Source organism: Herbidospora sp. RD11066 (genome assembly GCF_054661255.1).
Genome location: NZ_BAAGDO010000005.1, coordinates 132,556 through 157,032 on the forward strand (window position 1 = coordinate 132,556; position 24,477 = coordinate 157,032).

Genomic DNA, 24,477 nt, shown 5'->3' on the forward strand with positions numbered 1-24,477 from the left:
TTCCCGGCCGGACACTCCCATGGTGTTCCGGCATTGAGAAATGACAACTCGTATGGAAGTGCACATGCACGCGCGTGTTAACAAATTGAGCCTGGGGCTGACCGGCGTCCTCGCCGCCGCCCTGGTCACCTTCTCCGGGGCGGCCGCCTCGGCGCAGGTCAACCCCATCGACACACCCGCCCAGCAGGCCCAGGCCGCCAGCGCCGCGAAGGCGGCCAAGCAGGCCGCCGCCGTCGCCGCGAAGAAGGCCACCACCCTCCTGTCGGCCACACCGGCCGAAACTCCCGCAGCCGACGCCAAGCAGAAGCGCCGCGCGGAAAAGGCCGCCGCCAAGGCCGCCGACGCCGCCAAGCAGACCCAGGCCACTCCGGCCCAGCCCGCCAAGGCCTCGGCGCAGGGCGTTGCGGTCAAGGCCGCTCCCGCGCAGCCCGCCCAGGCTCCGGCGAAGGCCGCCCAGGCCGCTCCGGTCAAGGCTGCCCAGGCCGCCGCGGTCCAGCCTGTTGCGGTCAAGGCAGGCCAGGCTGCGCAGGCGGCTCCGGCCAAGGTTGCTCAGGCTGCTCCGGTTATGGCGGCTCCGGCCAAGGCGCAGTCCGCTGCCGCCGCTCCGGCTCTGGCCATCAAGGCTCCGGCGCAGGGTGTCGCGGCCAAGGCCGCTCCCGCGCAGGCTCCGGCGAAGGCCGCGCAGGCTGCTCCGGCCCAGGCTGTTGCGGTCAAGGTCGCCCCGGCTCAGGCCGCCCAGGCTCCGGCGGAGGTTGCCGAGGCGGGTAAGGTCGCGCTCGCCGAGAAGGCCGCGGCCAAGCGGGCCGAGGCGCTCCGGAAGGCCGCTGTGAAGCGGGCCGAGATGATGCACCTGGCCGCCGCCAAGCGGGCCGAGATGATGGTGAAGGCCGCCGAGAAGCGCGCCGCCGCCGTGACGGCCGTCGACCAGGCCGCGCAGGCCGCGGCGAAGGCCGCTCCGGGTGCCGCCAGCGTCCAGGCCGCTGCCGCCTACGCCAAGGCCGTGGCCGAGGCCGCCCTCGCGCACGCCGCCGCCGGTGAGATGGCCGCCGAGGCCGCCAAGCAGGCCGTCATGGCGGAGGAGGCCGCTGACGTCCCTGACGCCAAGAAGGTCGCGACCCCGGACGCCGCTTCGGCCGCCGCCGCCCAGGTCGTCAACGCCGCCGCTTCCCAGGCCACCGCTCCGGCGCAGGGTGCCACGCTGCTGGCCAAGGCCGTCGCCGCCACTCCGGGCGACGCGCAGCGCGCAGCTGCGGACGCGCATCCGTGCTGTCACGGGCACGGCTGCTGCAAGGGTCCGCGCGGGCCGATGGGCCCCCCTGGGCCGATGGGTCCGATGGGGCCGCTGGGCGCGACCGGGCCGGTCGGTCCGCAGGGGATCCCCGGCGTCTCGGGCTACGAGGTCGTCTCCGGTGTTCCGGCGACCTGCGCGCCGAACGGTCAGTGCACCAGCCAGGCGATCTGCCCGATCGGTAAGCGCGCCGTCGGTGGTGGCTACGCCCTGGAGCCGATCGCCCCGCCGATGCACACGGTCACCACGGTCCCGAACCCGTCGGGTCTCTCGTGGGACGTGAACGTCCACAACGGCGGCGCCACGCCGCTCGTGCTGGTCCCGAGGGCGGTCTGCGTCAACGCCACCGTCTGAACCACGCCGGAACGCCGCCCCGCCCGGGGCGGCGTTCCGCGTCAGCGGCCGACCTCGCGCCGGAGCAGCTCGAAGGGCTCCTCGCGCCGGACGATCAGCCGCGCCGCCCCGCCGCTCACCGCCACCACCGGGGGACGGCAGGTCAGGTTGTACGACGATCCCATCGCATGGTGATAAGCCCCGGTCACCCGCACGACCACGAGATCCCCCGGCCGCGCGTCGGCGGCGGGCACGCCTTCGGCGATCACGTCCCCCGCCTCGCAGTGCCGCCCCACGATCGTCGCCGGCGCCCCCGACCGCCCGACCACGGAAACCGAATAGCGCGCCCCGTAGAGCGCCGGCCTCGGGTTGTCGCTCATCCCGCCGTCGACCGCGACGAAGGTCCGCCCGCCCTGCCGCTTGACCGAGATCACCCGGTAGAGCGTCACCCCGGCGGCGGCCACGATGGCCCGTCCGGGCTCGACCACCAGATGGGGCTGCGCCAGCCCGAGGGCCCGGCACCGTTCGGCGACCACCTTCGGCACCACGGCGCCGAAGTGGCCCAGGTCGAGGCCGTGCTCGTCGTCCAGGTAGGCGACGCCGTGGCCGCCGCCGAGGTCGAGTTCCGGCAGTTCGGTCGCGAACTCCTCGCGGACCATGGCGAGCTGGTCGACCATCACCCGGGCCGCCGCCTCGAAGGGCGCCACCGACGTGATCTGCGACCCGATGTGACAGTGCAGCCCGGTCAGCCGCAGCTCCGGCTGGCTGAGCACCCGCGCGACGGCGTCGGGGAGTTCGGCGAGCGGGATCCCGAACTTCTGCGCCTCCGACCCGGTGCGGATGGCGGCATGGGCGCCCGCCTCGATGCCGGGCGTCACCCGCAGGTAGACGTCCTGGCGTTCCCCGAGGGGCACCAGCGCCGCCAGCCGGTGGATCTCGGCGACGTTGTCGATCACGATGCGCCCCACCCCGACGGCCTCCCGCAGCTCGGCGGGGGTTTTCGCGTTCCCGTGGAAGATGATCCGCGAGAGGGGGAAGCCGACGGAACGGGCGAGGGCGAGCTCTCCGCCGGAGCAGACGTCCAGCGACAGCCCTTCTTCGGCCACCCACGACGCCATGGCCTGCGTCAGGAACGCCTTCCCCGCGTAGGCCACCGTCGCGGTGGGCAGCGCGTGCCGGTATTCGCGGCACCGGAGCCGGACGGCGTCTTCGTCCACGACATACGCGGGGGTCCCGAATCGCCGGGCAATTTCAGCGAATGACATGAAACGACGCTAAGCACCCATCAGGCCATATAGCGGGATCTATATGTCGTTCCAACGCATCGGCTACGCCGAATTGACGGGGTCGTAACTGCCCACACTCCAGACGTGCCCTTCGGGGTCGAGGATCGTGTACCCCCGGCCGCCGTAGTCCTCGGTGCGCAGCTCCCGGATCACCTGGGCTCCGGCGGCGAGCGCGATCTCGTACAGGGCGGAGATCTCGGCGTCGTCGACCACGACGTAGACGCTCGCGGGCCCCGTGGGCAGGTCGAGTCCCTGCCCGACAGTGCCCAGCATGACCATGCCGTTCCCCCGGCTGAGCTGGGCGTGGACGATCACGCCCTCGTCGGACCGGTAGACCTCGGGGGAGGTGAAGCCGAGCACGGCCGTCAGCCAGGCGACGGCCTTGTCGGCGTCGTGGTAGCGGATGGTCGGGATGACCGTCGGTGATTCCGTCATAACCGTCAGTCTAGACATCCGGGAAATTTTGCCGCTTGCCCCGTATGGACCTACCGCCCCCGGGCAAGGGCCGAACGCATGGCGCTTTTCGACGCCCTCCAGCGTGCCCTGCGCGACCACGTCGACGGTGAGATCCTGTTCGACCGGGGGACCAGGGCCGTCTACGCGACCGACGCCTCGAACCATCGCGAGGTGCCGATCGGTGTGGTCGTACCGAAATCCATCGACGACGCCGCCCGCACGGTGGAGATCTGCGCCGACCACGACGTGCCGGTGCTTTCGCGCGGCGGCGGCACCAGCCTGGCGGGGCAGTGCTGCAACACCGCCGTGATCATCGACTGGTCGAAGTACTGCACCCGCGCCTGGGACACCGGCGATCAGACCGTGCTCGCCGAACCGGGCGTGGTCGTCGACGACCTCACCGGCAACGGCCTCATGTTCGGCCCGAGACCGGCCACCCACAACCACTGCACCATCGGCGGCATGATCGGCAACGACGCCTGCGGCGCCACCGCCCAGGCCTACGGGAAGACCTCCGACAACGTCCTCGACCTGGAGGTCCTCACCTACGGCGGCACCCGCTTCTGGACCTCGGATCCTCCAGGGGAACTCGCCCGGACCGTCAGAGAGATCATCGACGACCACGAGGACGACATCAGGGCCGCCTTCCCCAGAATCCCCCGCAGGGTCTCCGGCTACGGCCTCGACGCCCTCCTCCCCGAGAACGGCCGCGACCTCACCAAGGCCCTGGTCGGCTCCGAATCCACCCTGGTCACGGTCCTGCGGGCCAGCCTGAAGATGGTGCCCCAGCCCAGGGCCGGCGCGGTCGCGATCCTCGGTTTCCGCGACGTCTTCGAGGCCGCCGACGCCGCCCCCTCGATCGCGCCCTACGACCCGATCGCCCTGGAGGGCATGGACGACCGTCTCATCCGGTACGAACGCGCCCGCCGCCTCAACCTGGCCGCCATCGACCGGCTCCCGAAGGGCGGCGGCTGGCTGGTGGTCCAGTTCGGCGGCGACACCCCGGAGGAGGCCGTCGAGAAGGCCCGCGACATGGCCGCCGACCTGGGCGTCCGACCGGTCGTCCACACCGACGTCGCCTCGACGGCCGCCATCCGCGAGGCCGCCGTCGGTGCCACCGCGGGCGACGCCTGGCCGGGCTGGGAGGATTCGGCCGTCCCGCCGAGCCGTATCGGTGACTACCTCAGGGACCTGCGCGCCCTCCAGGTCGACCACGGCTACGGCGAATCCTCGCTCTACGGCCATTTCGGGCACGGTTGCGTCCACACCCGGATCCCGTTCCGCCGCGCCGACTACCGCGCCTTCGTCGAGGAGGCCGCCGACCTGGTCGTCTCCTACGGCGGCTCGTTCTCCGGCGAGCACGGCGACGGACTGGCCCGGGGCGAACTGTGGCCGAAGATGTTCGGCGCGCGGGTCATGGCGGCGTTCACCCGCTTCAAGCAGGTCTTCGACCCGCGCAACCGGATGAGTCCGGGCCGTCTGATCGACCCCGACCGGCTCGACGACCACCTGAAGAACCGCCCGCCCGACGTGGAGACCGCGTTCACCTTCCGGAACGGCTTCGCCGCCGAGACGACGAGCTGCGCCGGGGTCGGCGAGTGCCGCCGCGACACCGGCGGCGTGATGTGCCCCAGCTTCCGCGTCACCCGCGACGAACGCCACTCCACCCGGGGCAGGGCCCGGCTGCTCTTCGAGATGCTCCAAGGCGATGTGATCACCGGCGGCTGGCACTCACCCGAGGTGAAGGACGCCCTCGACCTCTGCCTGTCGTGCAAGGGCTGCCGCTCCGACTGCCCCGTCCACATCGACATGGCCACCTACAAGGCCGAGTTCCTGCACCACCACTACCGGCACCGCCTCCGCCCCCTCTCCCACTACGCCCTGGGCTGGCTGCCGCTGTGGGCCCGCTTCCCGCCGCTGCTCAGGATCCCGCGCGTCCCCGGCCTCACCCGCGAACGCGACCTGCCGCGACCGGCCCGCGTCCGCTTCAGCGACACCTTCCGCGCCCCGAAACGCGGCCCGGAGGTCCTCCTGCTCCCCGACACGTTCACCGACAACTTCACCCCTCGGGTCGCGGTCGCCGCCACGAGGGTGCTGACACAGGCCGGATTTTCCGTACGCATTCCGCGCGCCCCCATCTGCTGTGGTCTCACGTGGATCTCCACCGGCCAGCTGGGCGTGGCCAGGCAGGTCCTCCGCCGGACGGCGCGGATCCTGCGCGACGACCTCGACGACGGCATCCCGTTCGTCGGCCTCGAACCGTCGTGCACGGCCGCCCTCCGCTCCGACGCCCTCGAACTCCTCCCGGACGACCCCGACGTCAGAAGGCTGGCCCACCGCGCCCGAACCCTCGCCGAGCTCCTGGACGACCACGACATCGACCCGCCGCACGTCCCCGGCCGGGTCGTCACCCAGCCCCACTGCCACCAGCACGCCATCATGGGCACCGACGCCGACCTGCGCGTCCTGCGCAGAACGGGGGCCGACGTGACCCGGTTCGACGCCGGATGCTGCGGCCTGGCCGGGAACTTCGGCTTCGAGCCCGACCACTACGCCCTGTCGATGGCCGTCGCCGAACGGGCCCTCTTCCCCGCCCTGCGCGCGACGAGAGGAGCCCAGGTGCTCGCCGACGGCTTCAGCTGCCGTGTCCAGATCGAGCACGGCACCGGAATCCGCGCCCTCCACCTGGCGGAGTTCCTGGCGTCTCAACCTTCCGGCCCCCGGCGGAGTCCTTAGGGCATGCACGACGCGGAGGGGTTCCGGACGTTCGTGGCCTTACGGGGCCGCGCGCTGTCGCGTGTCGCCTACCTGCTCACCGGCGACCACACCAGGGCCGAGGACCTCATGCAGGAGACCCTCGCCAAGGCGGCGGCGAAGTGGCGGCGGATCTCGGCCGCCGACGACCCCGAGGCGTACGTGAAGACCATCATGATCAACCAGTCACGGACCTGGCGCCGCCCCCGCGCCCTGGCCTTCTTCCCGACCTCCGAACCGCCCGACACCCCCGAGCCCCCACCCGACACCGACCTCAAGATCGTGCTCCGGCACGCCCTCGCCACCCTCACCCCGAAGCAGCGCATCGTCGTCTACCTGCGCTTCTACGAAGACCTGCCCGAAGCCCAGATCGCGGCGCGGCTCGGCTGTTCGGTCGGCACGGTCAAACGCCACACCCACGACGCCCTGAAGCGCCTCAGGAAGGCAGGTGTCCATGAACCCGCGTGAGGCACTCCGCGACCTGGCCGACGACGCCCGCGACTACGCCGACGCCGACCGCGCGATCCGCACGGCCGAACGGCGCAGGACCGTGCGCTGGGGCGTGGCGGCGGTCGTGGCCATCGTGGTGATCATCGTGCTGCTCCCGGCGCGGCAGACCCGGCAGGCCGAACCGGTCACCCCACCGCCGCCCCCGCGGGCCCACTCCCTCTACTCCGCCTGCCGCAACGCCTGCGCCACCCTGCTCCGCACGACCGACGGCCGCGAGACGGAGATCGGCTTCGACACGGTCCACCCGCCCGGCAACCTGACCCTCTCACCGGACGGCCGCTGGTTGGGCCTGACCGTCACGGGCGGCGGCTACGAACTGCGCGACCTGCTCGGCGGCACCGTTCACCGGATCCCGGCCGAGCCGGGCGGCGCGTACACCCCGTGGGTGTGGTCGGCGGACTCCCGCCGCCTGATCCTCGGCCACCACCGGGACGGCGACATCTCCCACTTCCTCGGCGTCGACCTCACGACCGGCACGACGGGCCGCCCCGCCGTGCCGGAAGGCGCCGAGATCGTCGGCCTGACCGGCGGAAACGACCTGATCCTGCTCTCCCCGCAGAAGATCACCCGCCGGGTCACCCTGGACGTCGCCGGGAGGTCCGTCGACTTCCGCGCCCCCGACGCGTATGTCCGCGAGAACCACGGCTTCGTGGTCCAGTCGCTCGGAGACCGGATCTACCTGCACAACTACGGCGGTGACACCGGCGACGAGATCACGGTCCTGGAGTACGCCCTCGACGGACGGCTCGTGTCGTCCCTGCCGATCCCCGACGGCCGCTGGCCCGTGGGCCCGACCCCGACGGGATACGTCGTGGTCGAGCCGGGACGGCAGCAGCGGCTCTACAGGGGTGCGGAGCTTTTCGGCACGTATCCGGAGATGGCGGGCGTCGTCATCCCCGGTCTCGGCCGCTTCTAGGCCAGTTTCGCCACCGCTTCGGGCGTCAGTTCGGCCAGGTTGTCGAGCACCAGCGTCGCCCCCGCCAGCGCGTCGGCGTCGGGCGGGTAGGCCGCCTGCGGGACCGCGACCACGATCAGCCCGGCCGCCGCCGCCGACCGCAGCCCGTTGCTGGAGTCCTCCACGGCCACGCACCGCTCGGGCGTGACCCCCATCCGCTCGACCACGGCCAGGTAGACGTCGGGGGCGGGCTTGCCGCGCTTCATGGTCTCGGTCGAGATCGCCACCCGGACGTCCACGTCGAGGGCGGTCAGCACGGTCTCGATCAGCACGGCGGGGGAGGAGCTGGCCACCCCGACCGGCCACTGGTCGGCGATGGCGCGCATGGTCGCCGCGGCGTGCGGGAGCAGCGGCAGGTGGTGGCGGTAGTGCTCGGCCATCCGCTCGACGACCATGTTGGCCGTCTCGTCGGGCGAGAGCCAGACGCCCAGCTCACCGGTCAGATAGTCGGCCCATTCGGGGGTGCTCATGCCCATCAGGCGCTTCTGCGTGTCGGGCATCCAGGTGCCGCCGAACTCGGCGACAACGGCCCGGCGGACCTCTTCCCAGACGGGCTCGGAGTCGACGACGATACCGTCGAGGTCGAAAACGACTGCTTCGATCATGCGTACAGCCTGACATGCGAAAGCGGGGCCGCCCCGAAAGGGACGGCCCCGCTTTACCCCCTGGGTGCCGGGGTTACGGAAGAGCGTCGATGACGGCGTCGCGCCAGTCGTAGTTCATCCAGTCGTAGTTCGCCCACATGCCGCCGGTGACCTCGGCGAGCTCGTTGTCGCCGAGCTCCTGCGCGGTGTTCTCGAAGTTGTTCATGACAACCCCCTCTTTTTCGTTCTTCGAACCTTGCGAGACCAAGATTGCCCGGGGCCACTTGGGGATCTCTTGTGCCTGACTTCACGCCGGAGATCCGGTCGCTCACAAGCCACACGAAGCGCGCTCCAAGTCGTCGTGATACGCGTCGGGGCCGCCCCGAAGGACGGCCCCGAACCTTGACCCTTTTTGTTCGTGTGAACCGTGCGGATCAAGAGTCGCAAGGTCCACTTGGTGCGACCTTGCTGCTTTCGTGGACGTTTTCTTGGTGCGCCACCAGCCGCGTGTAGTGGCCACCGAGGTCCAGCAGCTCGGCGTGGGTGCCCTGTTCGACCACGCGGCCGTCGTCGACGACCACGATCAGGTCGGCGTCGCGGACCGTGCTGAGGCGGTGGGCGATGACGATGCGGGTCTGGGTGAGGGCGGTGAGGTTGCGTTCGATGGCGGCCTCGGTGACCGTGTCGAGGTGGCTGGTGGCCTCGTCGAACAGGAGGACCTTCGGCCGTCCGAGGACCGCCCTGGCCAGCGCGAGCCGCTGCTTCTGGCCGCCCGACAGGCCCATGCCCTCCGACAGGTTGGTCTCGTAGTTCATCGGCATCGCCATGATCTCGTCGTGGACGCAGGCGATCTTCGCCGCCTCGACGATCTCCCGGGGGGTGGCGCCGGGGCGGCCGAGCGAGATGTTCTCCCTGATGGTGCCGGTGAACAGGTGAGCCTCCTGGGTGACCACCCCGAAGTTCCGTCGCAGGGACGAGCGCTGGAGCGCCTCCATGCGGACCGAGTCGTAGCTGACGGCGCCGAAGGTGGGTTCGTACAGGCCGACCATGATCCTGGCGAGGGTGCTCTTGCCCGAGCCGCTCCCGCCCACGAGGGCGACCTTCTGCCCCCGGCCGATGGTCAGGGAGATCCGCCACAGGATCCACGGCGCGTTGGGGGCGTGCCGGAACGACACGTCGCTGAGCCGGATCTCCCCGCGCAGGTGGTCTACCTGCACCTCGCCGTACGGCTCCGGGGTGAACTCCAGGATGTCGGCCAGCCGTTCGAGGTGGGTGCCCGCCTCCTGGAGGGTCCGCACGGTCGCCACCAGCGACGTGATCGGCGCCAGCGCCGCCCCGGCCAGCGCGACCAGCGTCAGCGTCTGGCCGAGGGGCCGTCCGTCGAGGACCTGCCAGCCGCCCGTCCAGAGCAGAACGGCCGGGGCGAGCAGGCGCATGCTGTCGAGCACCGAGGTGACCAGGTTCTCGGTCCTGCCCTGCTGGTGGTCGGCCTTCAGCTGGTCGGTGAACAGGCGCGACCAGCGGCTCAGCGCGGCGTCCTCGATGGCGCCCGCCTTGAGGATCTCCACGCCCTTGATGGCCTCGATGAGCTGCCCCTGCGTCTGCACCTGCGCCGACAGCGCGGCGAGGTTCAGGTCGGCCCGCCTCCGCCGGGTGGTCAGCAGCAGGACGGCCTGCACCGACGCCAGCCCGAGCAGGGCCAGCCCCAGCGGCGGCGACGAGATCAGCACGATGGTCACGTAGCCGACCGCGAGCGGCCCGTCGAGCAGCGCCGTCGTGATCGGCCCCGAGATGAGCTGCCGCAACCGGCTCACGCTCGCGCTGCGCTGGGCCAGATCCCCGGCGCCCCGGGTGGCGAAATATCGATAGGGCAGCCGGAACAGATGCCCGACCACCTCGGTCGTCAGCAGCCGGTCGGCCCGCAACCGCAGCTTCAGCACGGTCGCCGCGCGCAGATAGGTGAGTCCCAGGTGGACGACCCCCGCCACCGCCAGCGCCACCCCGAGCGCGGTCAGCAGTGAGGCATTACTCGTCGGCAGCACCCCGTCCACGAGGATGCCCGAGAAGGTCTGCACGCCCAGCCCGAGGATCTGGAGGAACAGCGACGCCAGCAGGATCCGCGCGATCAGGCCCTTCTTCAGCGCGGTCTCCGCGAGGGGCCGCACCCACGTCCGTCTCGTGCGCCCGCGCGGCCGGAACGTCTCACCCGTCGTGAAGGTGAGCAGGACCCCCGAGTAGCCCTCGGCGAACTCGTCTTTCCCGAGCCTGCGACGGCCCATCGCCGGGTCGACGACGTCGACGTGCCGGGCGGTCTGCCTCTCGACGACGACGAAGTGGTTGCGTTGCCAGTGCGCGACCGCCGGGAGGGGCGCGTCGGCGATGGCCTCGGCCTTGTAGGCGGTCGCGGTCAGCCCGTAGTGCCGCGCCGCCTTGACGATCGCCAGCGCCGACAGGCCGTCGCGGCCCACCCCGCACTGCTCGGACACCTCACGGACCCCGGTGTGCCGGCCGTGGTGACTCAGCACCATGGCCAGGCACGCGGCCCCGCATTCGGCCAGACCGGACTGAAGACGGACGGGTACTCTCACGCTCACTTCGCGAGCGTGGCAGCGCCGACTTGGGCCTCACTTGCCCCTGGTTTGAGGGGCCCGGCGCCGAGCCGGGCCCCTCGCCCACTCAGGCCTGTGCGGCCAGGCGGAACGACTGGGCGGCGGTGCCGTTGCAGGCGTACTGCACCAGCTGCACCGAGTTGGCCAGCGACGCCGCCGGGACGTCGAGGCACTTGCCGCTGTTGCGGTTCACGAAGTGGTAGTAGCCGTCACCCTCGGAGACCGGCAGCCACTGCTGGTTGTTGCCGCCGCCGTACGTCCAGGTCTGGATGGGGGCGTTGTCGGCCACCGAGACGTTCGTGACGTCGAGCGCCTGGGCGGCGTTGCCCCGGTTGTTGATGCGGACGTAGCCACCGCTGGTCGGGACGAACTGGTACTGCTGGGCGTTGCTCGCGTTGCAGGTGTACTGCTGGATCGCGGTGCCGCTGACCGTGCCGGCGGCGCGGGCGTCGACGCACTTGGCGCTGTTCTCGTTGATCACCGAGTACCACGTGGTGGGGGAGATCGGGCCGGTCTGCGGCGGCGGGGTGGAGCCCTCACCGGCGAGCCAGCGGATGCCCTGGATCAGCCACTGGTTCTGCTGGGCGCTGGCGAAGGTCGACGACGTGCGGGTGTTGGTCGAGTAGTTCATCCCGTTGTGGCCGAAGTTCGTGTACAGCATCTTGTAGTTGGTGTTCGTCCAGATGAGCGGGTAGAAGCCGCTGCGCCACTGCTGGTTCGGGTCGGTGCCGACCGGGAAGCTCGACGTGTCGATCGAGGCCAGGATGCTGATGGCGGGGTTCTGCCGCAGGTCGCGGCTCCACGAGTACCACTCGCTGACCGACGACTGGATCGTGGCGGGCAGCCCGGCCATCGACGGGTGGTTCCGGTTCTCGATCTTCAGCGTCTCGGCCGTCGGGCCCCACGTGTTCGTGGCGAACGCGCCCGAGCCGAGGAAGGTGTTGTAGTACCAGCTCCACGAGTTCGGGTCGGTCGTGAACGCGCTGACGTGGAAGCCCATCCACGCCCCGCCGTTCTGGATGTAGTTCTGGAACGCCGTCCGCTGCGAGGCCGGCGGCGCGTCGTCGAGGAACATGACCACCTTGTACTGCGAGATCGTCGACGAACTGAGCCGTGACCAGTCGGTCGTCGCCTCCCAGGTGAAGCCGTTCTGGGCCCCCGCGGCCGGGAACCACTCCTTGGCCTCCTTGGTGAAGTCGATGTGCGCGGCGTCCCAGGTGCCGTTGTAGAAGGCGAGGACCTTGAACGGCGCCGCCTGCGCGGGCGGGCTGAGGACGGCGATCAGGAGGAGGCCGAATAAGGCGGCGAAGAGACGTTTCACGGGATTACCTGCCCTTGAACGGTGAGAGGTGGCCACCGGCGCCGACGGGGCACTTTTTCTTAAGAAAGTTTCCTAACAAATGACCACAGCTGTCAACATTTCCGTCAGCAGGCGTGAGAAAGGCGGCACCGCGCCGGAGCGCGATGCCGCCGAAGAGGAGAGATCTAGAAGACCGGCACGCCCGCGCGCGTGAGCCTCCAGTTGACGTCGGCGAACGTCGCCGGGTCGATGGTGCCCGAGGCGGTCGCGGCGTCGATCAGCGCCTGGCGGATCTCCACCTGCCCGTTGTAGAGCACGGGAGCCGTCGTGACGTGCGGGAACCCGCCGCCGCCCGACTGGCGGTAGTTGTTGATGGCCACCACGAACTGCTGGGCGGGCGCGACCGGGCTGCCGTTGTAGCTGAGCCCGACGATGCGCGACCCAACCGGCTGCGAGATGTCGACGTCGTAGTCGACGCCCGAGAGCTGGTCGTAGTTGTAGTCGGGCGTCCCGCCCGCGTTCGTGAGGGCGCGCAGGTCGATCGGCGCACCCGGGGCGACCTGGGCGAAGTACTTGGCCGAGTACTCCAGGAAGTCCTTGACCTGCGCCCCGGTCATCTTGATGCCGAGCAGGGTGTTGTCATAGACGTACAGACCGGCCATGTCCCGCACGCTCACCGGACCGGCGGGGAAGACGGCGCTCCGGCTGAACGGCGCCGCGATCGACAGCACCGGCAGCGTGGCGTCCGGTGTCCCGGCGATGGCCGCGGTGACGACGTCGGTCTGCACCTTCTGGATGTAGTCGAGGATCGCGGTGTCCTTGTAGGGCGACTCGACCGCCGACAGCTGCTCCTTCGACTGCGCGACGACCTGGTTGACGTAGCCGACCGTGGTGTCGTGCTGCTCCTTCATGAGCTCGACGATCTTCGGGTCCTCGGCGACGGTGTTGGCGTTCAGCGTGGTCGACGACTTCGCGGTGACCTCCCACGCCTTCCGCTTCTTGACGAGCGTGAAGTCGACGACCGACAGACGCTGCCCCCAGCGCCCCGGCTCGGTCAGCAGCACCTGCTTGCCGGTCGCGAGGTTGGTCACGAACCGCTGCGGCACGTCGTTGTGGGCGTGCCCGAACAGCACGGCGTCGATCCCCGGCACCTGCTCGGCGACCATCGCGGAGGCGTTCTCGACCGGCAGCTCCGAGCCGTAGGACGACAGCCCGTTGTCCCCGGCGTGCGCCGTGACGAGCACGACGTCGGCCCCCTTGTTCCGCATGATCGGCACGTACTTCTTCGCCGTCTCGACCAGGTCGAGGAACCTCAGCTTGCCCTCGACGTTGGCCTTGTCCCAGATGGCGCTGCCCGGGTTGGTCAGCCCGAGCACCCCGACCTTGATCGGGCTCGCCTGGCCCCGGACCTTCATCGTCTTGATGATGTACGGCTCGTAGGCGGGCTTGCCGTTCTTCGCCGACACGGCGTTGGCCGCCAGCACCGGCGCCTTCATCTGGTCGACCCACTCGGCCAGCAGCGGGATGCCGTAGTTGAACTCGTGGTTCCCCAGCGTCACGGCGTCGTAGCCGATGGCGTTCATGGCCTTGGCGATGGGGTGGGTCGCGCGGGTCTCGGTGATCGGCTCGACCTTGGCGTAGTAGTACGCGAGCGGCGTGCCCTGGATCGTGTCCCCGGAGTCGAACAGCAGCGTGTGGTCTTCGCCGCGGTCCGCACGGACCTGGTTGACCAACGTGGAGACCTTGGCGAGCCCGACGTCGTTGTGTGCGCTGTCGTCGTATTCGGCGTTCTTGAAATAGTCCCAGTTGAGGGCGTTTCCATGGATGTCGGAAGTGGCCATGATCGTGACCTTGACCTCGTCGCCATTGTCGGCGCCGGCCGGGACGGCAGGTGCGAGGGCCACGGCGGCGAGGGTGACGGCGGCGAGGGCCCGAGCTGTTAAGGACGGCATGATCGGTGACGCTAGTGAAGCCGAATTAACAACCGGTCACGGATTCCTTAACAGGTCGGCGGTGAGCCGGTCCGTCTGTGGACGGCTGCCCCAGAACCACTGGAGGTCTGCGTCACCACGCTGTTCGGCGAGCCAGTCGTCGAACAGCCGCCGTTCCGCGAGGGCGCGGGTGTGCGGGTCATCAGGGTCGGCGGGCTCCACGGCCAGCACGTGCACGACCACGGGAAGCCTGACCCCCTGTAGAGCGATACGCGGGTTGGCCTCCATCCGGCACGTCGCGGCCCCCGCGAGAACCTGCCGGGTCGCGTAGGCCGCGGCCGCCTCGGGCGAGGCGTCCCGCAGACAGGCGACGGCGGCTTCGGCGAGAGAAGGGTCGGCGTAGCGAAGGCGGAGGACCCGGACCAGGTCGTAGTCCGGCAGGTGCGCGGCGAGGTGATCGTCCAGCCGGGGAGCCACGACCTCGCGCCGCAGATCGGCCACCGCGGCCTCGGCGGCGACGAGCTCCTCCAGGCGCGCATGCCCGATGCCCCGCTCGGTCATCCACCGCCGGGTCGCCTCCGCGGTCAGCAGGCCGCGCGCCCGGCGGAAGGCGTCCATGGCCGCTTGAAGATCGAGGTTCCCGGCGGGCCAGGCGGCCAAGGCCTGTTCGACGAGGGCGTGGTCGACCAGGCGGCGGGCCAGGCTCGCGTCCTCCCACAGCGTGTCCAGCACCGACACGGCGCGCTCGATCGTCATGTCGGCGCCGTTGACGCGTAGCACGACCTGCTCGCCCGACCGCTGGCTGCCCCGCAACGGCCAGGGGATGGCGCGGTCGGGGGCGTAGGACAGCGACACCGTGCCGGAAGGGCCCGGCAGCAGCAGGTCGTAGTGGTAGTCGCCGGTCGCGGCCTCCCGCTGCCAGACCAGGCGCATCGCGGTGCCGGGGTGGCGGGAGCGCAATGCGTCCAGGCCGGAAAGGGCGGTGTCCGGGTCCTGGTCGGTCAGGTCGTGCAGCCAGGTCAGGGCGTCGTCGAGCAGGGGCATGTCAGGTTCCTTCCAGGAGGAGGTCGCAGACGGCCGCGCCGATGGGCAGGCCGGTCAGCTCCTCGATCCACAGCCACTGCCCGTTGGGGTTGATCTCCAGGAAGACGTAACGGCCGTCGGGGGTGAGGATCAGGTCGATGGCGCCGTAGCCGAGCCCGAGCCGTCCGGTCAGCGCCAGGCACCGCTTGGCGATCTCTTCGGGCAGGTCGTGGACGGCATGGGGGGTCGAGGCCAGGTCGTACCGCCGCCAGTCGTCTCTGGACCGGTTGCTGCGCTGAGAGTGGATCTCGGCGGCGAAGACCCGGCGCCCCACGACGGTGACCCGCAGTTCGAGCCGCTTGGGAACGCACTCTTGGGCGATCACCGGCGACAGCCGCAGCGCCGGAGCGTAAGCGAGGTCGCGCGGCGCCACCGGCTCACACTTGCGCGTCACCGTGTGGCCGCCCGCGAGGTTCTCCACCCACGGCAGTCCGAGCGGCTTCGTCACGATATGACCGTCGTGCCGGTCGCTGAAGTCCCACAGGGCCTCGGGCCGGTTGGTCACGACGGTGTCCGGGATCTCGAAGCCGAGTTCGGCGGCGAGCATGAGCTGCGACGGCTTGCGCGCGGCCCGGCGGAACACCGACTCGGCCGCCGGCAGGATCCGGCAGCTCAGGTGCTCCCACAGGTCGCCGATCAGGTGCGCCGCCTCCCCTGCCGTGTACGCCGCCACCGCCGGATCCGTGATGTCGGGATGCGCGAGGGGGACCCCCGGCTTGCGCCACCACAGGGCGGTCAGCGCGTCGAGGTCGACGACCTCCGACCCCGTGCGCAGGACCCTTCGGGACAGACCACCCCGCGTGAACGCGATCTCGGCGTGCGCGAGGCCGGGATAGTCGCGGTTGTCGAACACGGTGCTGCGTGCGCCGCGCGCCGCCAGAAGGCCGCGCACGTGCTCGGCGTGCGGATCGCCCTCGCGGGTCAGGATCAGGACGTGCGCTGATGACACGGGATCTCCTTGGGAAACGCGGGGACGCGCACGGCGTCCCCGCGTCGCTTCTTAGTCGGGGTAGCAGACGCCCGGCGGGTCGAAGTACTCACCCGTGAGAATCTCGGGGCGCTGACCGCCGCTGATGCCGCTCAGAGCGCTCTCGTCGAGTTCCACGCCGATCGGGGTGATGTCCCCGATCTCGGTACGAGGCTTCATGGAACGTTCCTCCTTTCTTGGTTGGACGGACTTCTCGAGATCAATCCTGCGAAGGTCGTCTTGCGCGTGACTTGGGAACCGCTGCAGCTTCACCGCAGCTGGGCACGCGTGAGATCGGCGTAGAGCCCACCCGCCGCCGTGAGCCCGACGTGGTCACCCGCCTCGGCGATGCCACCCCGGTCGAGCACGACGATGAGGTCGGCGTCCCGGACGGTGCTGAGCCGGTGGGCGATCACGATCCTGGTCTGCGGCAGGCCCGCGAGGTTGACGCTGAGGGCGTGCTCGGTGGCCGTGTCGAGGTGGCTGGTGGCCTCGTCCAGCAGCAGGATCTCCGGCTGCCCGAGAAGGGCGCGGGCGAGCGCGACCCGCTGCCGCTGCCCCCCGGACAGGCCGCCCCCTTCGACGAGTTGGGTGTGGTAACCGAGCGGCATGGCCGCGATCTCGTCGTGGACACACGCCAGCCGCGCCGCCTCGGCGATGTCGTCGAGGGTGGCGTGCGGGCTGCCGAGCGCGATGTTGTCGGCGATCGTGCCCGTGAACAGCGCGGGATCCTGCGTGACGACCCCGAAACGGCGCCCGTCGCGCACGATCTCCCCTTCGGTCGGAGCCAGCAACCCCAGCAGCAGCCGCGCGAGCGTGGTCTTCCCCGACCCGGACCGCCCGACCAGCGCGACCGTCTGCCCTGGTGTGAGCCGCAGATCGATCCCCCGGACGATCCAGGGACTTTCCGGGGCGTACCGGAAACCGACCCTCCGCAACTCGATCCCGGTGCCGGCCGACGGCGGCGCTTCGGGGCTGGGCTCGGTATCCCAGATGTCGGCGAGGCGTTCGGCCTGCGCGCGAGCGGTCTGCAGCCCCCGCATGCTGGCGGTGAGCGAGGCCAGTGGCGCGAGCGCCGCCGCCGCCAACGCCAGCGACCCGAGCATCGCACCCGGACTGAGCCGCCCTTCACTCACCTGCCACGCCCCCGCCAGCAGCAACGCCAGGGGAGCGGCGAACCGCAGCGCCGCCAGCACACTGTCGAGCACACCCTGGGCCAGCGAACTGCTTCTCACTCTCCGGGCCTGTACGTCCAACAGCCGCCCCCACTGCTCCAGCATGTGCCGCTCGGCGGCGGCCGACTTGATCGTCTCGATGCCCTTGACGGTCTCGACGAGCCGACCGGTGGCGTCGTTGCGCGCCTCGTACTCCCGATGGACCAGATCCCGGATGCGCTGCCGACTTGTGAGGAGAACCAAGACCTGCGCGGCCGCCAGCACGAACAGCAACCCGCCGAGGATGGGCGACCGCCAGGTGAGAACGACGAGATAGCCGAGCGCGAGCGGCCCGTCGAGCAGCGCTGACAGGACCTGACCGGTGAGGATGTCGCGCAGCAGCCCCGCGCCGGTGATCCGCGCGGCCAGGTCCGCGGACCCTCTCTGTGCGAAGAAACGGAAGGGGAGTTCGAGGAGACGGCGTCCGAGTTGGTCGAGCAGCGCGGTGTCGGCCCGCGCCCGCAACACCACCATCGCCCAAGCCCTGAGCGCTCCCGTCGCCAGATAGGCGAAGACGGCAACCCCGGCGGCCGTTCCGAGCAGGCCCAGCACGTCGGTCATTCCCCGGCCGAGGACCTGGTCGACGACGACCTCGGTGACGGCGGGCAGCACCAGCCCGAGCCCCTGCAGCCCGAGACTGAGCAGCAGCAGGACGGCCAGCAGACCTCGGTGGTCACGCGCGCTGTGCCGGATGTAGCGAGACCACCACGCTCTCCGGTCGGCGAACCGGCCCCGGGCGAAGTCCTCCGACGGGGCGAAAGTCAGCAGGACGCCGCTGTAGTCGCGCGCGAACTCCTCGCGGGTGAGACGGATCCGGCCGGTGGCCGGGTCAATGACCGTGATCCCCTTTGAGGTGGCGCCTTCGACGACGACGAAGTGCCGGGAGCGCCAGTGCGCGATCGCCGGAAACGGCTGGCCGGGGACGTGTTCGGCGGGAAGTGACACCGCCCGCGTGGTCAGCCCCCTGGCCCGTGCGGCCCTGACCAGGGTGAGCGCGGTGGCGCCGTCCCGGCCGATGCCGAGATCGGCGGCGAGCGCGGGCACGGTCGTGTGATGGCCGTGCCCGGACAGAACCATGGCGAGGCAGGCCGCCCCACATTCGGCGACGCTGTGCTGAAGGAGAACGGGTACCCGCATGGCGTGTGAGTCTTCGCGACGGCACTGTGATCCGAGTTGGGAACCACTGGCACCCTGGGGCCGGGATGTGCACCCGCTCATTGATGAGGGACCGTAAGCCGAGGCCGCCTGCGGTCTTCCAGACATCGGCCACCAGATGCGGTGTCGTGATTTCACTGATGGCGCCCCGCGTGCTGCGCCCCGCGCGCTGAGCCTGCCGGCTCGCCGCTGCCCGCCGAAGCCCTGTACCTGCGACTCCCGTACGTGCGGGCCTTGCGGGGGCCTCCAGGAGATGGTCGAGCTTGGCCGGAGTTAGCCTGCGGGTTCTGCACCTGCGGGTTCTGCACCTGCTCGGCGGCCTGCGCACCCCCAGCGTCTTGGCCCCCACAAGTCTGGCGTCGCGGATATTCGCTCTGGTGCGGTGTCCTTGTGCCGAGCCCTTTTGTGGAGCCCGTGGTACATCGAGGCCATCTCCCGCGCCGATTGCGCCGTCATCTCGCGCAAGTCCTCCGGTCCCGAGCACCTCGTTGTGTGGGGCTTGGGTGGGGTGGGCGGACACCTGAAACGACCCGCGGCCCGCGGGACCCAGCGGGCCGGCCGCACGCGATGTGGCGTGCCAGGCCAGCCCGCTTCACGCATTGTTCGAATCGTCGGCGCATTCAATTCAGCAGCTCGCCCATTGTGTGCTACCTCAACGTTTTTCCGGAAGGAGTGTTGGTCATTCCTTCTTTTGCGCGTCAGGGTGGCTTCTCGGGTACGACTCTGCTGAATGCTCAGGAAGGAGAATGTCGCCGTGTTAAGAACCGGGGTTACGCGTCGGCGTTCTGCGCTGCCTTTTCGGCGGTCTGGCGGACCTGCTCGATCTGGGCCTCGGTGACGTTGAGGGCGCCGAACTGCTTGACGGCCTGGTAGTAGGTCCAGGCGAGGCCGTTGCAGGTGCCTCGGGGGATGGTGGAATATCCCGCGCAGATCGCCTTCATGTCGAAGTAGAAGGCGTCGTCGATGCGCGACTTGTTCGCCGGGAACTGGCCCACGGCCTTGTAATTGCGGTAGCCGAAGTCGTGGCGGCGGCACGGCATCCGGAAGTCGAAGCCGAGCGGCTGGTCGGGGCTGGTGGAGCACAGGTCGGTCGACCAGTCGAAGGCGTAGTCGGCCCAGGCGCCCTGGTTCTGCCAGGCGGCGCGCCAGCTGTTGGCGCTGGCGGCGGTGGGCTGGCTGAAAGTGGAAAGTGTGGCGATCTTTTGCTGCAGTGTAACCGCGTATGCAGGAAGTGTTAATCCGACTAATGTGGCGAGGGAGGGGGCGACGATTGCGAGGACTCGCTTGACCATGCGCTCTTCCTTTGTCCGTGGGGAACCGCAACGGCAGTGCTCTGCCACTGCACAACAATGAAGCGAAACAACCTCCGGCGCTGAGACAGATCTCCATCAAGATCGCCCCGAAGATTCACAGACGATCGCTCTTTACAAGTCGACTATTTTCCTGTCAGTGCACTTGGTAATGGCGATGTTACGACCGGCGTACCTTCGTGGGGACCTCCGTAGGGGGACGACAACGGCCCTTACCTGGGCGGGCAAGGGCCGTCGGTCCCGGGGCTCGCGGTGGATACGTGGCGCGGCTAGGGGAGTTCGTAGACGCGGCCCGGCGTGTGGAACCACGCCTCATCGAGGAAACGGCCGGTGATCCGCCCGGCCACGGTGAGGCAGGTGTGCGCCAGCGGCTCGTCCCCGCCGTCGTCGGCGTAGTCGCGGACCAGCCCGGACACGTACGGCCTGAACACCGAACCCTCCTCGAGGTGGCCGCCCCAGAACGCCGGCAGTTCTTCGACGTGCCCGTCCTCCTCGTACCAGTCGAGGCCGTACAGGCCGTCGACGTCCATCAGCCAGCTCACTTCGAGGCCTCGCCGCCTGCCCGACAACATCTGCAGGTTCATCGGGGCTCCGCCGACGGGTGCCAGGTTGATCACGGCTGACCAGCCGGGCGTGTGTGGGCCCACCCAGACGAGCCCCTCAGGGACGTCGCCGCTCGTCCCGCTCATCGCGTCCGCGAGTGTCGCGTCCCGTCGTGCCGGCGGGTCGGCTCCGAGTAGCCGGACGATCTCGTCGAGGTCGTCGCGCTCCAGCCAGAGGCCGCCGAACGCGTCCCCGAAGCCGTGTGACGTGAGCAGGGCGTACTGGTCGTGGTCGGGGAACTTCTCGCGTAAATCCGTCATCGGGTCGATTCCCATCGTTCGGGGTGTCTTGTACGGGGTCACGTACAGAACCAGAAAGGTATTTGGGCCGGTAGCGGGCGCGCACTTCGGCACAGACCGGAGCGGGACGGGGGCGCTTTCCTTGGGGCATCGGCCCGACGGGGGCCGGGACCACCGAAACGAAGGACTGAATCACATGCGTCGTCACATCGCCGCGCTCGCTCTCACCATCGCCGGTTTAGCCGGTATGGCGTCCCTGTCCGCGCCCGCCCAGGCGGCTTCGCCGATCACGGTGACGGTGAGCCTCGGGGGGCTGACGGTCACCGGTACGACCGGGTCCGACCTGATCACGCTGGCCGAGGGTGGCGGGGGTGCCATCAAGGTGACCGGGGCGGGCGTCACCTCCGCTGACACCGACTGCCAGTTGATTTCTGGTGGGGTGAGCTGCAAGAACGCCAGTACGATCATGGTCAACATGCGCCAGGGCGACGACATCGTCAACAACGACACCGTCAACCGGTTCACCGAGATCTTCGGCTCGGCGGGCAACGACACTCTGTGGGGCGGTAGTGGGCGCGACGTTCTCGTCGGTGGCACGGGCAACGACTTCCTGAACGGGCGTGGCGGCAACGACACGACCGACGGCGGCGCCAACACCGACACCTGCACGGGCGAGACCGAGGAGAACTGCGAACTGTGAACGACCGGCCTCGGGGGATGAGGCCGGTTGGGGGCCGGGCGACCGATGGGGGCGCCCGGCCTTTCACGTTCGTCCACCGCGGAACAGCAGAGCCGTGGTCGGCCCGGCCTCCAGCATGATCATGTGGATCATCTATGGAAATGGCGCCTTCAGCAGGACCAGCACCCCCACCGGTGCCCAGCGCCGTAACCATCTGATCATCTGCCGGTCGATCAGCAGAGCTGGCCATCCTCCTTTGCCACACACCAACCCTGATGTCACGCGTCTTTGACGTGAGGCAGGTCGAATGCGAGGCCAACCACAACGCTGCAGGCTACGGGAGCGACGAGTCGTCATTCCGGTAAGGGACGCTCGTATATAAGTTACGCCTTCTATGCGTAGGGATGTCGGTCCTGGACGTTGGCACCGTCTATGCACAGCGGTTGGAGTCCGCCGACGACACTGCTGGCCGAGGCCAGTCAACGTGGCTCTGGGGAACTGAGGCCCATCGCTCATGGACGACCGACAATTCCCACACTCAGTGAATAGGTCTGGCCGGGCGGTGCTGAGCGCGGTAGACATTTTCCATGACCGGTGAAACAGGCCCGAGCAGCGGCGATGACTCGACACTGCGGATGGCGATTGTCGTAGCGGGAGTGGTGGGCTTCCTGGCCTTTGTCGCCGGCGTGGCGACTGGCGGGATCTGGGGCGTGCCGTTCTGGTCTCATGACGAAGAAGCGGGAGACATGAAATGTACGGGGAACCTGATCGCAAAGCCCTGGTATCTCGCCGGTTCGAACGGCGCCGTCGAGCGATATCAGGAGTTCTCCGACCCGCTGACCTTGAACGGAAAGCGAATACTGCGCATTACATATAATCTGCACGGCATGTGGCTGAACGAAGGGGAACGCAAAGACGAATCAGCGCTGATCCTCGATCAGCCGAACTGGTTCGTGGTGAGCCTCGCAAACTACGGCCAGAACGGGTCGGCGGACAGGCAGACGGTGGACATTCCCCTAACTGCTTTCGTCGGCCTTCCCGACGCCGCCTCGCAGACCGAAGGCGGTGGAAGGCTGGATCTCAATCGGGAAGTGAAGGTGTTCCACGTCAGGTTCTGGCGGCAAGAACAATTCGCCGTCGACATCGAGAGTGTCCAGGCATGCTGAACAGATCACACACCGACGATCGAGATCCTGTCGATCACGGTGATGCCTTCCGCGAACCGAAGGAAGGGGAAACCGTGGTCGAGTCTTTCGCCGGAGTTATAAAGGGTGTCGGTTGCCGCCGGACTGAGATCGACGAGGATGAGTTCGAATCGTTCGCCCTTTTTGAACCTGCCGCCAACGAAGACGTTCGCCGTCCAGATGCCGTCGGTGAACCGCAGTTCACCGGGATATCCGGGCGGGTCGGCGGCGTAGTATTTTCGCTCGGCCGTTACGTGCAGGAACAACCACAGTGTGTGCCCCTCCTTCAGCGGGTCGGCGATTCCGGAAACCGACAGCATGCCATGGGGAACCTCGGCATTGTCGGGCGGATAAGTGATTTGTCCCAGGTCTCGGTTCGACTCCGGTTCTTTGACGACCGTCGGCAACGGGATGCGGCGGATTTCCGCTGTAGTCGGTGGTGGTTTTGGCGCTAGTTCCGCCGGTGGCTGCCAGTCGGAAAAAGCGGCGGCCGTGATGGGTGTCCCGGCCATGACGATCACCGTCGTTACGAGCGCGGGGCCGATGGACCGTCCGATGCGCCGCGACTCCATGAGTGACCACGCCGCCGACACGAGGAAGGCGGAGGCCCAGAAGATGCCCCCGGCAACCGCGCCCACCGAACCTTGGTAGCCGTTCCTCCGCGTCAACGCCACCGTCGCCACGGTCATCAGCCCGGTGACGACGGCAATCGAGTGGGCCACCCAGGCGCGTGATCGCCGCTCACTAAGGGGTGGCGGCTGGGGCAGGGGAAGGTGGGCGGTGGTCGACGAATGCCCGGCCTGATGGAGAAAGGCCTGTGTAGCGCGGGCGGCCAGGCGAAGAAACCAGGTGCGGTCCTCCTCCCGGGGCAGGTCGCGCTGGAGGAAGATCAGAGAACACGCGACGGTGGACAGCAGGGTCTGCCTGCGCCAATCTCCTTCGTACCCTTTCCGATGGAGCCAGCGAGAGGCTGCGCCGTGCACCTCAAGGACGAGTTTTCGCAGCCAGCCGGGTAAGAGGACGTCGCTGCCGGTGCCGGAGGCCGGGTCAAGCAGCAGGTCGATCAGAGCGCTGCGCTGGCTGGCGGACAATTCGGGAAGGGCCTGAGTGACGAGGGACAGGACCAGATGAACGGGATCACGGGTGAGGGGCGCACGCGACTCGTAGTTCGCCAAGTCGGTGAGGAAGAAGTCTCCCGGCTCGACACGGTCCACGCGGACCAGGATGTTCTGGCTCTCCAAATCGCCGTGCGCCCGTCCCAGCAGAGCTGGGACGGTGATGTCCACCGTCGCGGACGGGTCCCACAGCAGCGAGAACGGGTTGGGCAGCGGGTGTGGTTCGTCGTCGAAGACCAGGATGGGAGTGCGCTGATCTCCGCCGAGCCAGTCGGGCGGTACGTCGAAACGGCTGCCCACGTGCCGGACCAGGAACTCGGGAACCGTGTCGCGAGGACGTAGGGGATCGTGCGTGGCGGACACCGCCCAACCAGCGAGAACACCTTCCACGATGAGGCGGCACGTCGCCACGAAGGTGTCGGCGTCGCAGATCGGATGGCCAGGACCGGGCTTGAGAAACGTGCTGAGCAGGAAGGTCAGAGTGTTGTAGTTCTCAAGGCTGCCGGACGCGATCTCCTGAAAGAAGATCCACAAGTGGTCGCCGGAACCGGTGACCCGCACCGGAACAGGGTCATGAGCAATGTCGGCCAGCCTGCGTTTCCACTTCTTGGGTGCCTCGTTGACGGCGGCCTGGTGGCGCGGATACTCGGTCCCGTCGTAGTCGTCCCCGGCCGTGGTGAATAGCTTGAGTACCAACTTGCGGGCGCCGAGCGCGTGGACCTCCCGGACCAGCGCGACAACGGAACCCGATCGGCCGTTGAGGAACCAGCCTTCGAAGTCGTAACGCAGCCGTTTCTGACGTGCCCAAGCGGCCAGTGTCGCAGCCGATTCCGGGCCCAGACCGGCGCTGAGATGGGGGTCGAGGGTCGGTGGGTCGGCAACCATGGCGTCCTCCGTAATCGGAGGATAGATGAGGCAGGCC

20 protein-coding genes are annotated in these 24,477 nt (G+C 69.1%); 6 read left to right on the forward strand and 14 right to left on the reverse strand.

Translation table 11 applies throughout. The features are described 5' to 3' along the window. Positions 1 to 64 precede the first annotated feature (64 nt). Positions 65 to 1,642, forward strand: coding sequence for a hypothetical protein (locus tag ACYQ78_RS20825; protein WP_459802540.1), 1,578 nt, complete (start codon positions 65 to 67; stop codon positions 1,640 to 1,642). Between the two features lie 41 nt (positions 1,643 to 1,683). Here ACYQ78_RS20825 and lysA read toward each other — a convergent pair whose 3' ends face one another. After that, positions 1,684 to 2,886, reverse strand: a complete 1,203-nt coding sequence (gene lysA, locus ACYQ78_RS20830; RefSeq protein WP_459802541.1) for a diaminopimelate decarboxylase — start codon at positions 2,884 to 2,886, stop codon at positions 1,684 to 1,686. A 63-nt stretch (positions 2,887 to 2,949) separates the two neighbouring features. After that, positions 2,950 to 3,342, reverse strand: a complete 393-nt coding sequence (locus ACYQ78_RS20835; protein WP_459802542.1) for a VOC family protein — start codon at positions 3,340 to 3,342, stop codon at positions 2,950 to 2,952. Positions 3,343 to 3,420: 78 nt separating this feature from the next. Here ACYQ78_RS20835 and ACYQ78_RS20840 point away from each other — a divergent pair, with 78 nt between their 5' ends. From ACYQ78_RS20840 to ACYQ78_RS20850, 3 genes are read left to right on the forward strand one after another with little or no spacing between them, the layout of a single operon-like run. Next, positions 3,421 to 6,099: an FAD-binding and (Fe-S)-binding domain-containing protein gene (locus ACYQ78_RS20840; protein ID WP_459802543.1), complete on the forward strand. Its 2,679-nt coding sequence runs from the start codon at positions 3,421 to 3,423 to the stop codon at positions 6,097 to 6,099. 3 nt (positions 6,100 to 6,102) lie between these two features. Next, positions 6,103 to 6,585: a SigE family RNA polymerase sigma factor gene (locus tag ACYQ78_RS20845; RefSeq protein WP_459802544.1), complete on the forward strand. Its 483-nt coding sequence runs from the start codon at positions 6,103 to 6,105 to the stop codon at positions 6,583 to 6,585. Next, positions 6,572 to 7,543: a hypothetical protein gene (locus ACYQ78_RS20850; RefSeq protein ID WP_459802545.1), complete on the forward strand. Its 972-nt coding sequence runs from the start codon at positions 6,572 to 6,574 to the stop codon at positions 7,541 to 7,543. The genes ACYQ78_RS20845 and ACYQ78_RS20850 overlap by 14 nt, the downstream gene beginning before the upstream one ends. Here ACYQ78_RS20850 and ACYQ78_RS20855 read toward each other — a convergent pair. The 11 genes from ACYQ78_RS20855 to ACYQ78_RS20905 all read right to left on the reverse strand — a co-directional run bounded on the left by ACYQ78_RS20855 (position 7,540) and on the right by ACYQ78_RS20905 (position 20,598). After that, positions 7,540 to 8,187: an HAD family hydrolase gene (locus ACYQ78_RS20855; RefSeq protein WP_459802546.1), complete on the reverse strand. Its 648-nt coding sequence runs from the start codon at positions 8,185 to 8,187 to the stop codon at positions 7,540 to 7,542. The two genes, ACYQ78_RS20850 and ACYQ78_RS20855, sit on opposite strands and share 4 nt — an antisense overlap. 73 nt (positions 8,188 to 8,260) lie before the next feature. Continuing rightward, positions 8,261 to 8,392 (reverse strand): bacteriocin, encoded by a 132-nt coding sequence (locus ACYQ78_RS20860; RefSeq protein ID WP_157522822.1) that lies wholly within the window; start codon positions 8,390 to 8,392, stop codon positions 8,261 to 8,263. Between the two features lie 208 nt (positions 8,393 to 8,600). Then, the gene (locus ACYQ78_RS20865; protein ID WP_459802547.1) at positions 8,601 to 10,760 is read right to left on the reverse strand and encodes a peptidase domain-containing ABC transporter; all 2,160 of its coding nucleotides are present in this window, start codon (positions 10,758 to 10,760) and stop codon (positions 8,601 to 8,603) included. Between the two features lie 82 nt (positions 10,761 to 10,842). After that, a complete protein-coding gene (locus ACYQ78_RS20870) occupies positions 10,843 to 12,096 on the reverse strand; it encodes a ThuA domain-containing protein (protein WP_459802548.1) in 1,254 nt (417 codons plus the stop codon). 164 nt (positions 12,097 to 12,260) lie between these two features. Continuing rightward, a complete protein-coding gene (locus ACYQ78_RS20875) occupies positions 12,261 to 14,027 on the reverse strand; it encodes a bifunctional metallophosphatase/5'-nucleotidase (protein WP_459802549.1) in 1,767 nt (588 codons plus the stop codon). Positions 14,028 to 14,063: 36 nt separating this feature from the next. Next, positions 14,064 to 15,050 (reverse strand): TIGR04500 family putative peptide maturation system protein, encoded by a 987-nt coding sequence (locus ACYQ78_RS20880; protein ID WP_459802550.1) that lies wholly within the window; start codon positions 15,048 to 15,050, stop codon positions 14,064 to 14,066. Between the two features lies 1 nt (position 15,051). Continuing rightward, entirely contained in the window at positions 15,052 to 16,038 is a 987-nt protein-coding gene (locus ACYQ78_RS20885; protein ID WP_459802551.1) for an MvdC/MvdD family ATP grasp protein, read from the reverse strand. Positions 16,039 to 16,089: 51 nt separating this feature from the next. Next, positions 16,090 to 16,236: a hypothetical protein gene (locus ACYQ78_RS20890; RefSeq protein WP_459802552.1), complete on the reverse strand. Its 147-nt coding sequence runs from the start codon at positions 16,234 to 16,236 to the stop codon at positions 16,090 to 16,092. Between the two features lie 89 nt (positions 16,237 to 16,325). After that, positions 16,326 to 18,407, reverse strand: coding sequence for a peptidase domain-containing ABC transporter (locus tag ACYQ78_RS20895; protein WP_459802553.1), 2,082 nt, complete (start codon positions 18,405 to 18,407; stop codon positions 16,326 to 16,328). Positions 18,408 to 19,195: 788 nt separating this feature from the next. After that, a complete protein-coding gene (locus ACYQ78_RS20900; RefSeq protein ID WP_459802554.1) occupies positions 19,196 to 19,717 on the reverse strand; it encodes a phospholipase in 522 nt (173 codons plus the stop codon). Between the two features lie 287 nt (positions 19,718 to 20,004). Continuing rightward, positions 20,005 to 20,598, reverse strand: a complete 594-nt coding sequence (locus ACYQ78_RS20905; protein ID WP_459802555.1) for a hypothetical protein — start codon at positions 20,596 to 20,598, stop codon at positions 20,005 to 20,007. A 175-nt stretch (positions 20,599 to 20,773) separates the two neighbouring features. On the opposite strand from ACYQ78_RS20905, the gene ACYQ78_RS20910 reads away from it, so the two are divergent. Together ACYQ78_RS20910 and ACYQ78_RS20915 are read left to right on the forward strand one after the other, a co-directional pair. Next, entirely contained in the window at positions 20,774 to 21,277 is a 504-nt protein-coding gene (locus tag ACYQ78_RS20910; protein WP_459802556.1) for a calcium-binding protein, read from the forward strand. A gap of 566 nt (positions 21,278 to 21,843) precedes the next feature. Further along, the gene (locus tag ACYQ78_RS20915; protein WP_459802557.1) at positions 21,844 to 22,422 is read left to right on the forward strand and encodes a hypothetical protein; all 579 of its coding nucleotides are present in this window, start codon (positions 21,844 to 21,846) and stop codon (positions 22,420 to 22,422) included. 5 nt (positions 22,423 to 22,427) lie between these two features. On the opposite strand, the gene ACYQ78_RS20920 is transcribed toward ACYQ78_RS20915, so the two are convergent. Then, positions 22,428 to 24,440, reverse strand: a complete 2,013-nt coding sequence (locus ACYQ78_RS20920; RefSeq protein WP_459802558.1) for a hypothetical protein — start codon at positions 24,438 to 24,440, stop codon at positions 22,428 to 22,430. Positions 24,441 to 24,477 lie beyond the last annotated feature (37 nt).

Bases quoted from the DNA above. Each gene is read 5' to 3' on its own strand.
- ACYQ78_RS20910 (WP_459802556.1), top strand. From the start codon at position 20,774: ATGCGTCGTCACATCGCCGCGCTCGCTCTCACCATCGCCGGTTTAGCC.
- ACYQ78_RS20890 (WP_459802552.1), bottom strand. From the start codon at position 16,236: ATGAAGCCTCGTACCGAGATCGGGGACATCACCCCGATCGGCGTGGAA.
- ACYQ78_RS20855 (WP_459802546.1), bottom strand. From the start codon at position 8,187: ATGATCGAAGCAGTCGTTTTCGACCTCGACGGTATCGTCGTCGACTCC.
- ACYQ78_RS20850 (WP_459802545.1), top strand. From the start codon at position 6,572: ATGAACCCGCGTGAGGCACTCCGCGACCTGGCCGACGACGCCCGCGAC.
- ACYQ78_RS20835 (WP_459802542.1), bottom strand. From the start codon at position 3,342: ATGACGGAATCACCGACGGTCATCCCGACCATCCGCTACCACGACGCC.
- lysA (WP_459802541.1), bottom strand. From the start codon at position 2,886: ATGTCATTCGCTGAAATTGCCCGGCGATTCGGGACCCCCGCGTATGTC.
- ACYQ78_RS20825 (WP_459802540.1), top strand. From the start codon at position 65: ATGCACGCGCGTGTTAACAAATTGAGCCTGGGGCTGACCGGCGTCCTC.
- ACYQ78_RS20920 (WP_459802558.1), bottom strand. From the start codon at position 24,440: ATGGTTGCCGACCCACCGACCCTCGACCCCCATCTCAGCGCCGGTCTG.
- ACYQ78_RS20895 (WP_459802553.1), bottom strand. From the start codon at position 18,407: ATGCGGGTACCCGTTCTCCTTCAGCACAGCGTCGCCGAATGTGGGGCG.
- ACYQ78_RS20875 (WP_459802549.1), bottom strand. From the start codon at position 14,027: ATGCCGTCCTTAACAGCTCGGGCCCTCGCCGCCGTCACCCTCGCCGCC.
- ACYQ78_RS20905 (WP_459802555.1), bottom strand. From the start codon at position 20,598: ATGACGGATTTACGCGAGAAGTTCCCCGACCACGACCAGTACGCCCTG.
- ACYQ78_RS20900 (WP_459802554.1), bottom strand. From the start codon at position 19,717: ATGGTCAAGCGAGTCCTCGCAATCGTCGCCCCCTCCCTCGCCACATTA.
- ACYQ78_RS20845 (WP_459802544.1), top strand. From the start codon at position 6,103: ATGCACGACGCGGAGGGGTTCCGGACGTTCGTGGCCTTACGGGGCCGC.
- ACYQ78_RS20840 (WP_459802543.1), top strand. From the start codon at position 3,421: ATGGCGCTTTTCGACGCCCTCCAGCGTGCCCTGCGCGACCACGTCGAC.
- ACYQ78_RS20880 (WP_459802550.1), bottom strand. From the start codon at position 15,050: ATGCCCCTGCTCGACGACGCCCTGACCTGGCTGCACGACCTGACCGAC.
- ACYQ78_RS20860 (WP_157522822.1), bottom strand. From the start codon at position 8,392: ATGAACAACTTCGAGAACACCGCGCAGGAGCTCGGCGACAACGAGCTC.
- ACYQ78_RS20915 (WP_459802557.1), top strand. From the start codon at position 21,844: ATGACCGGTGAAACAGGCCCGAGCAGCGGCGATGACTCGACACTGCGG.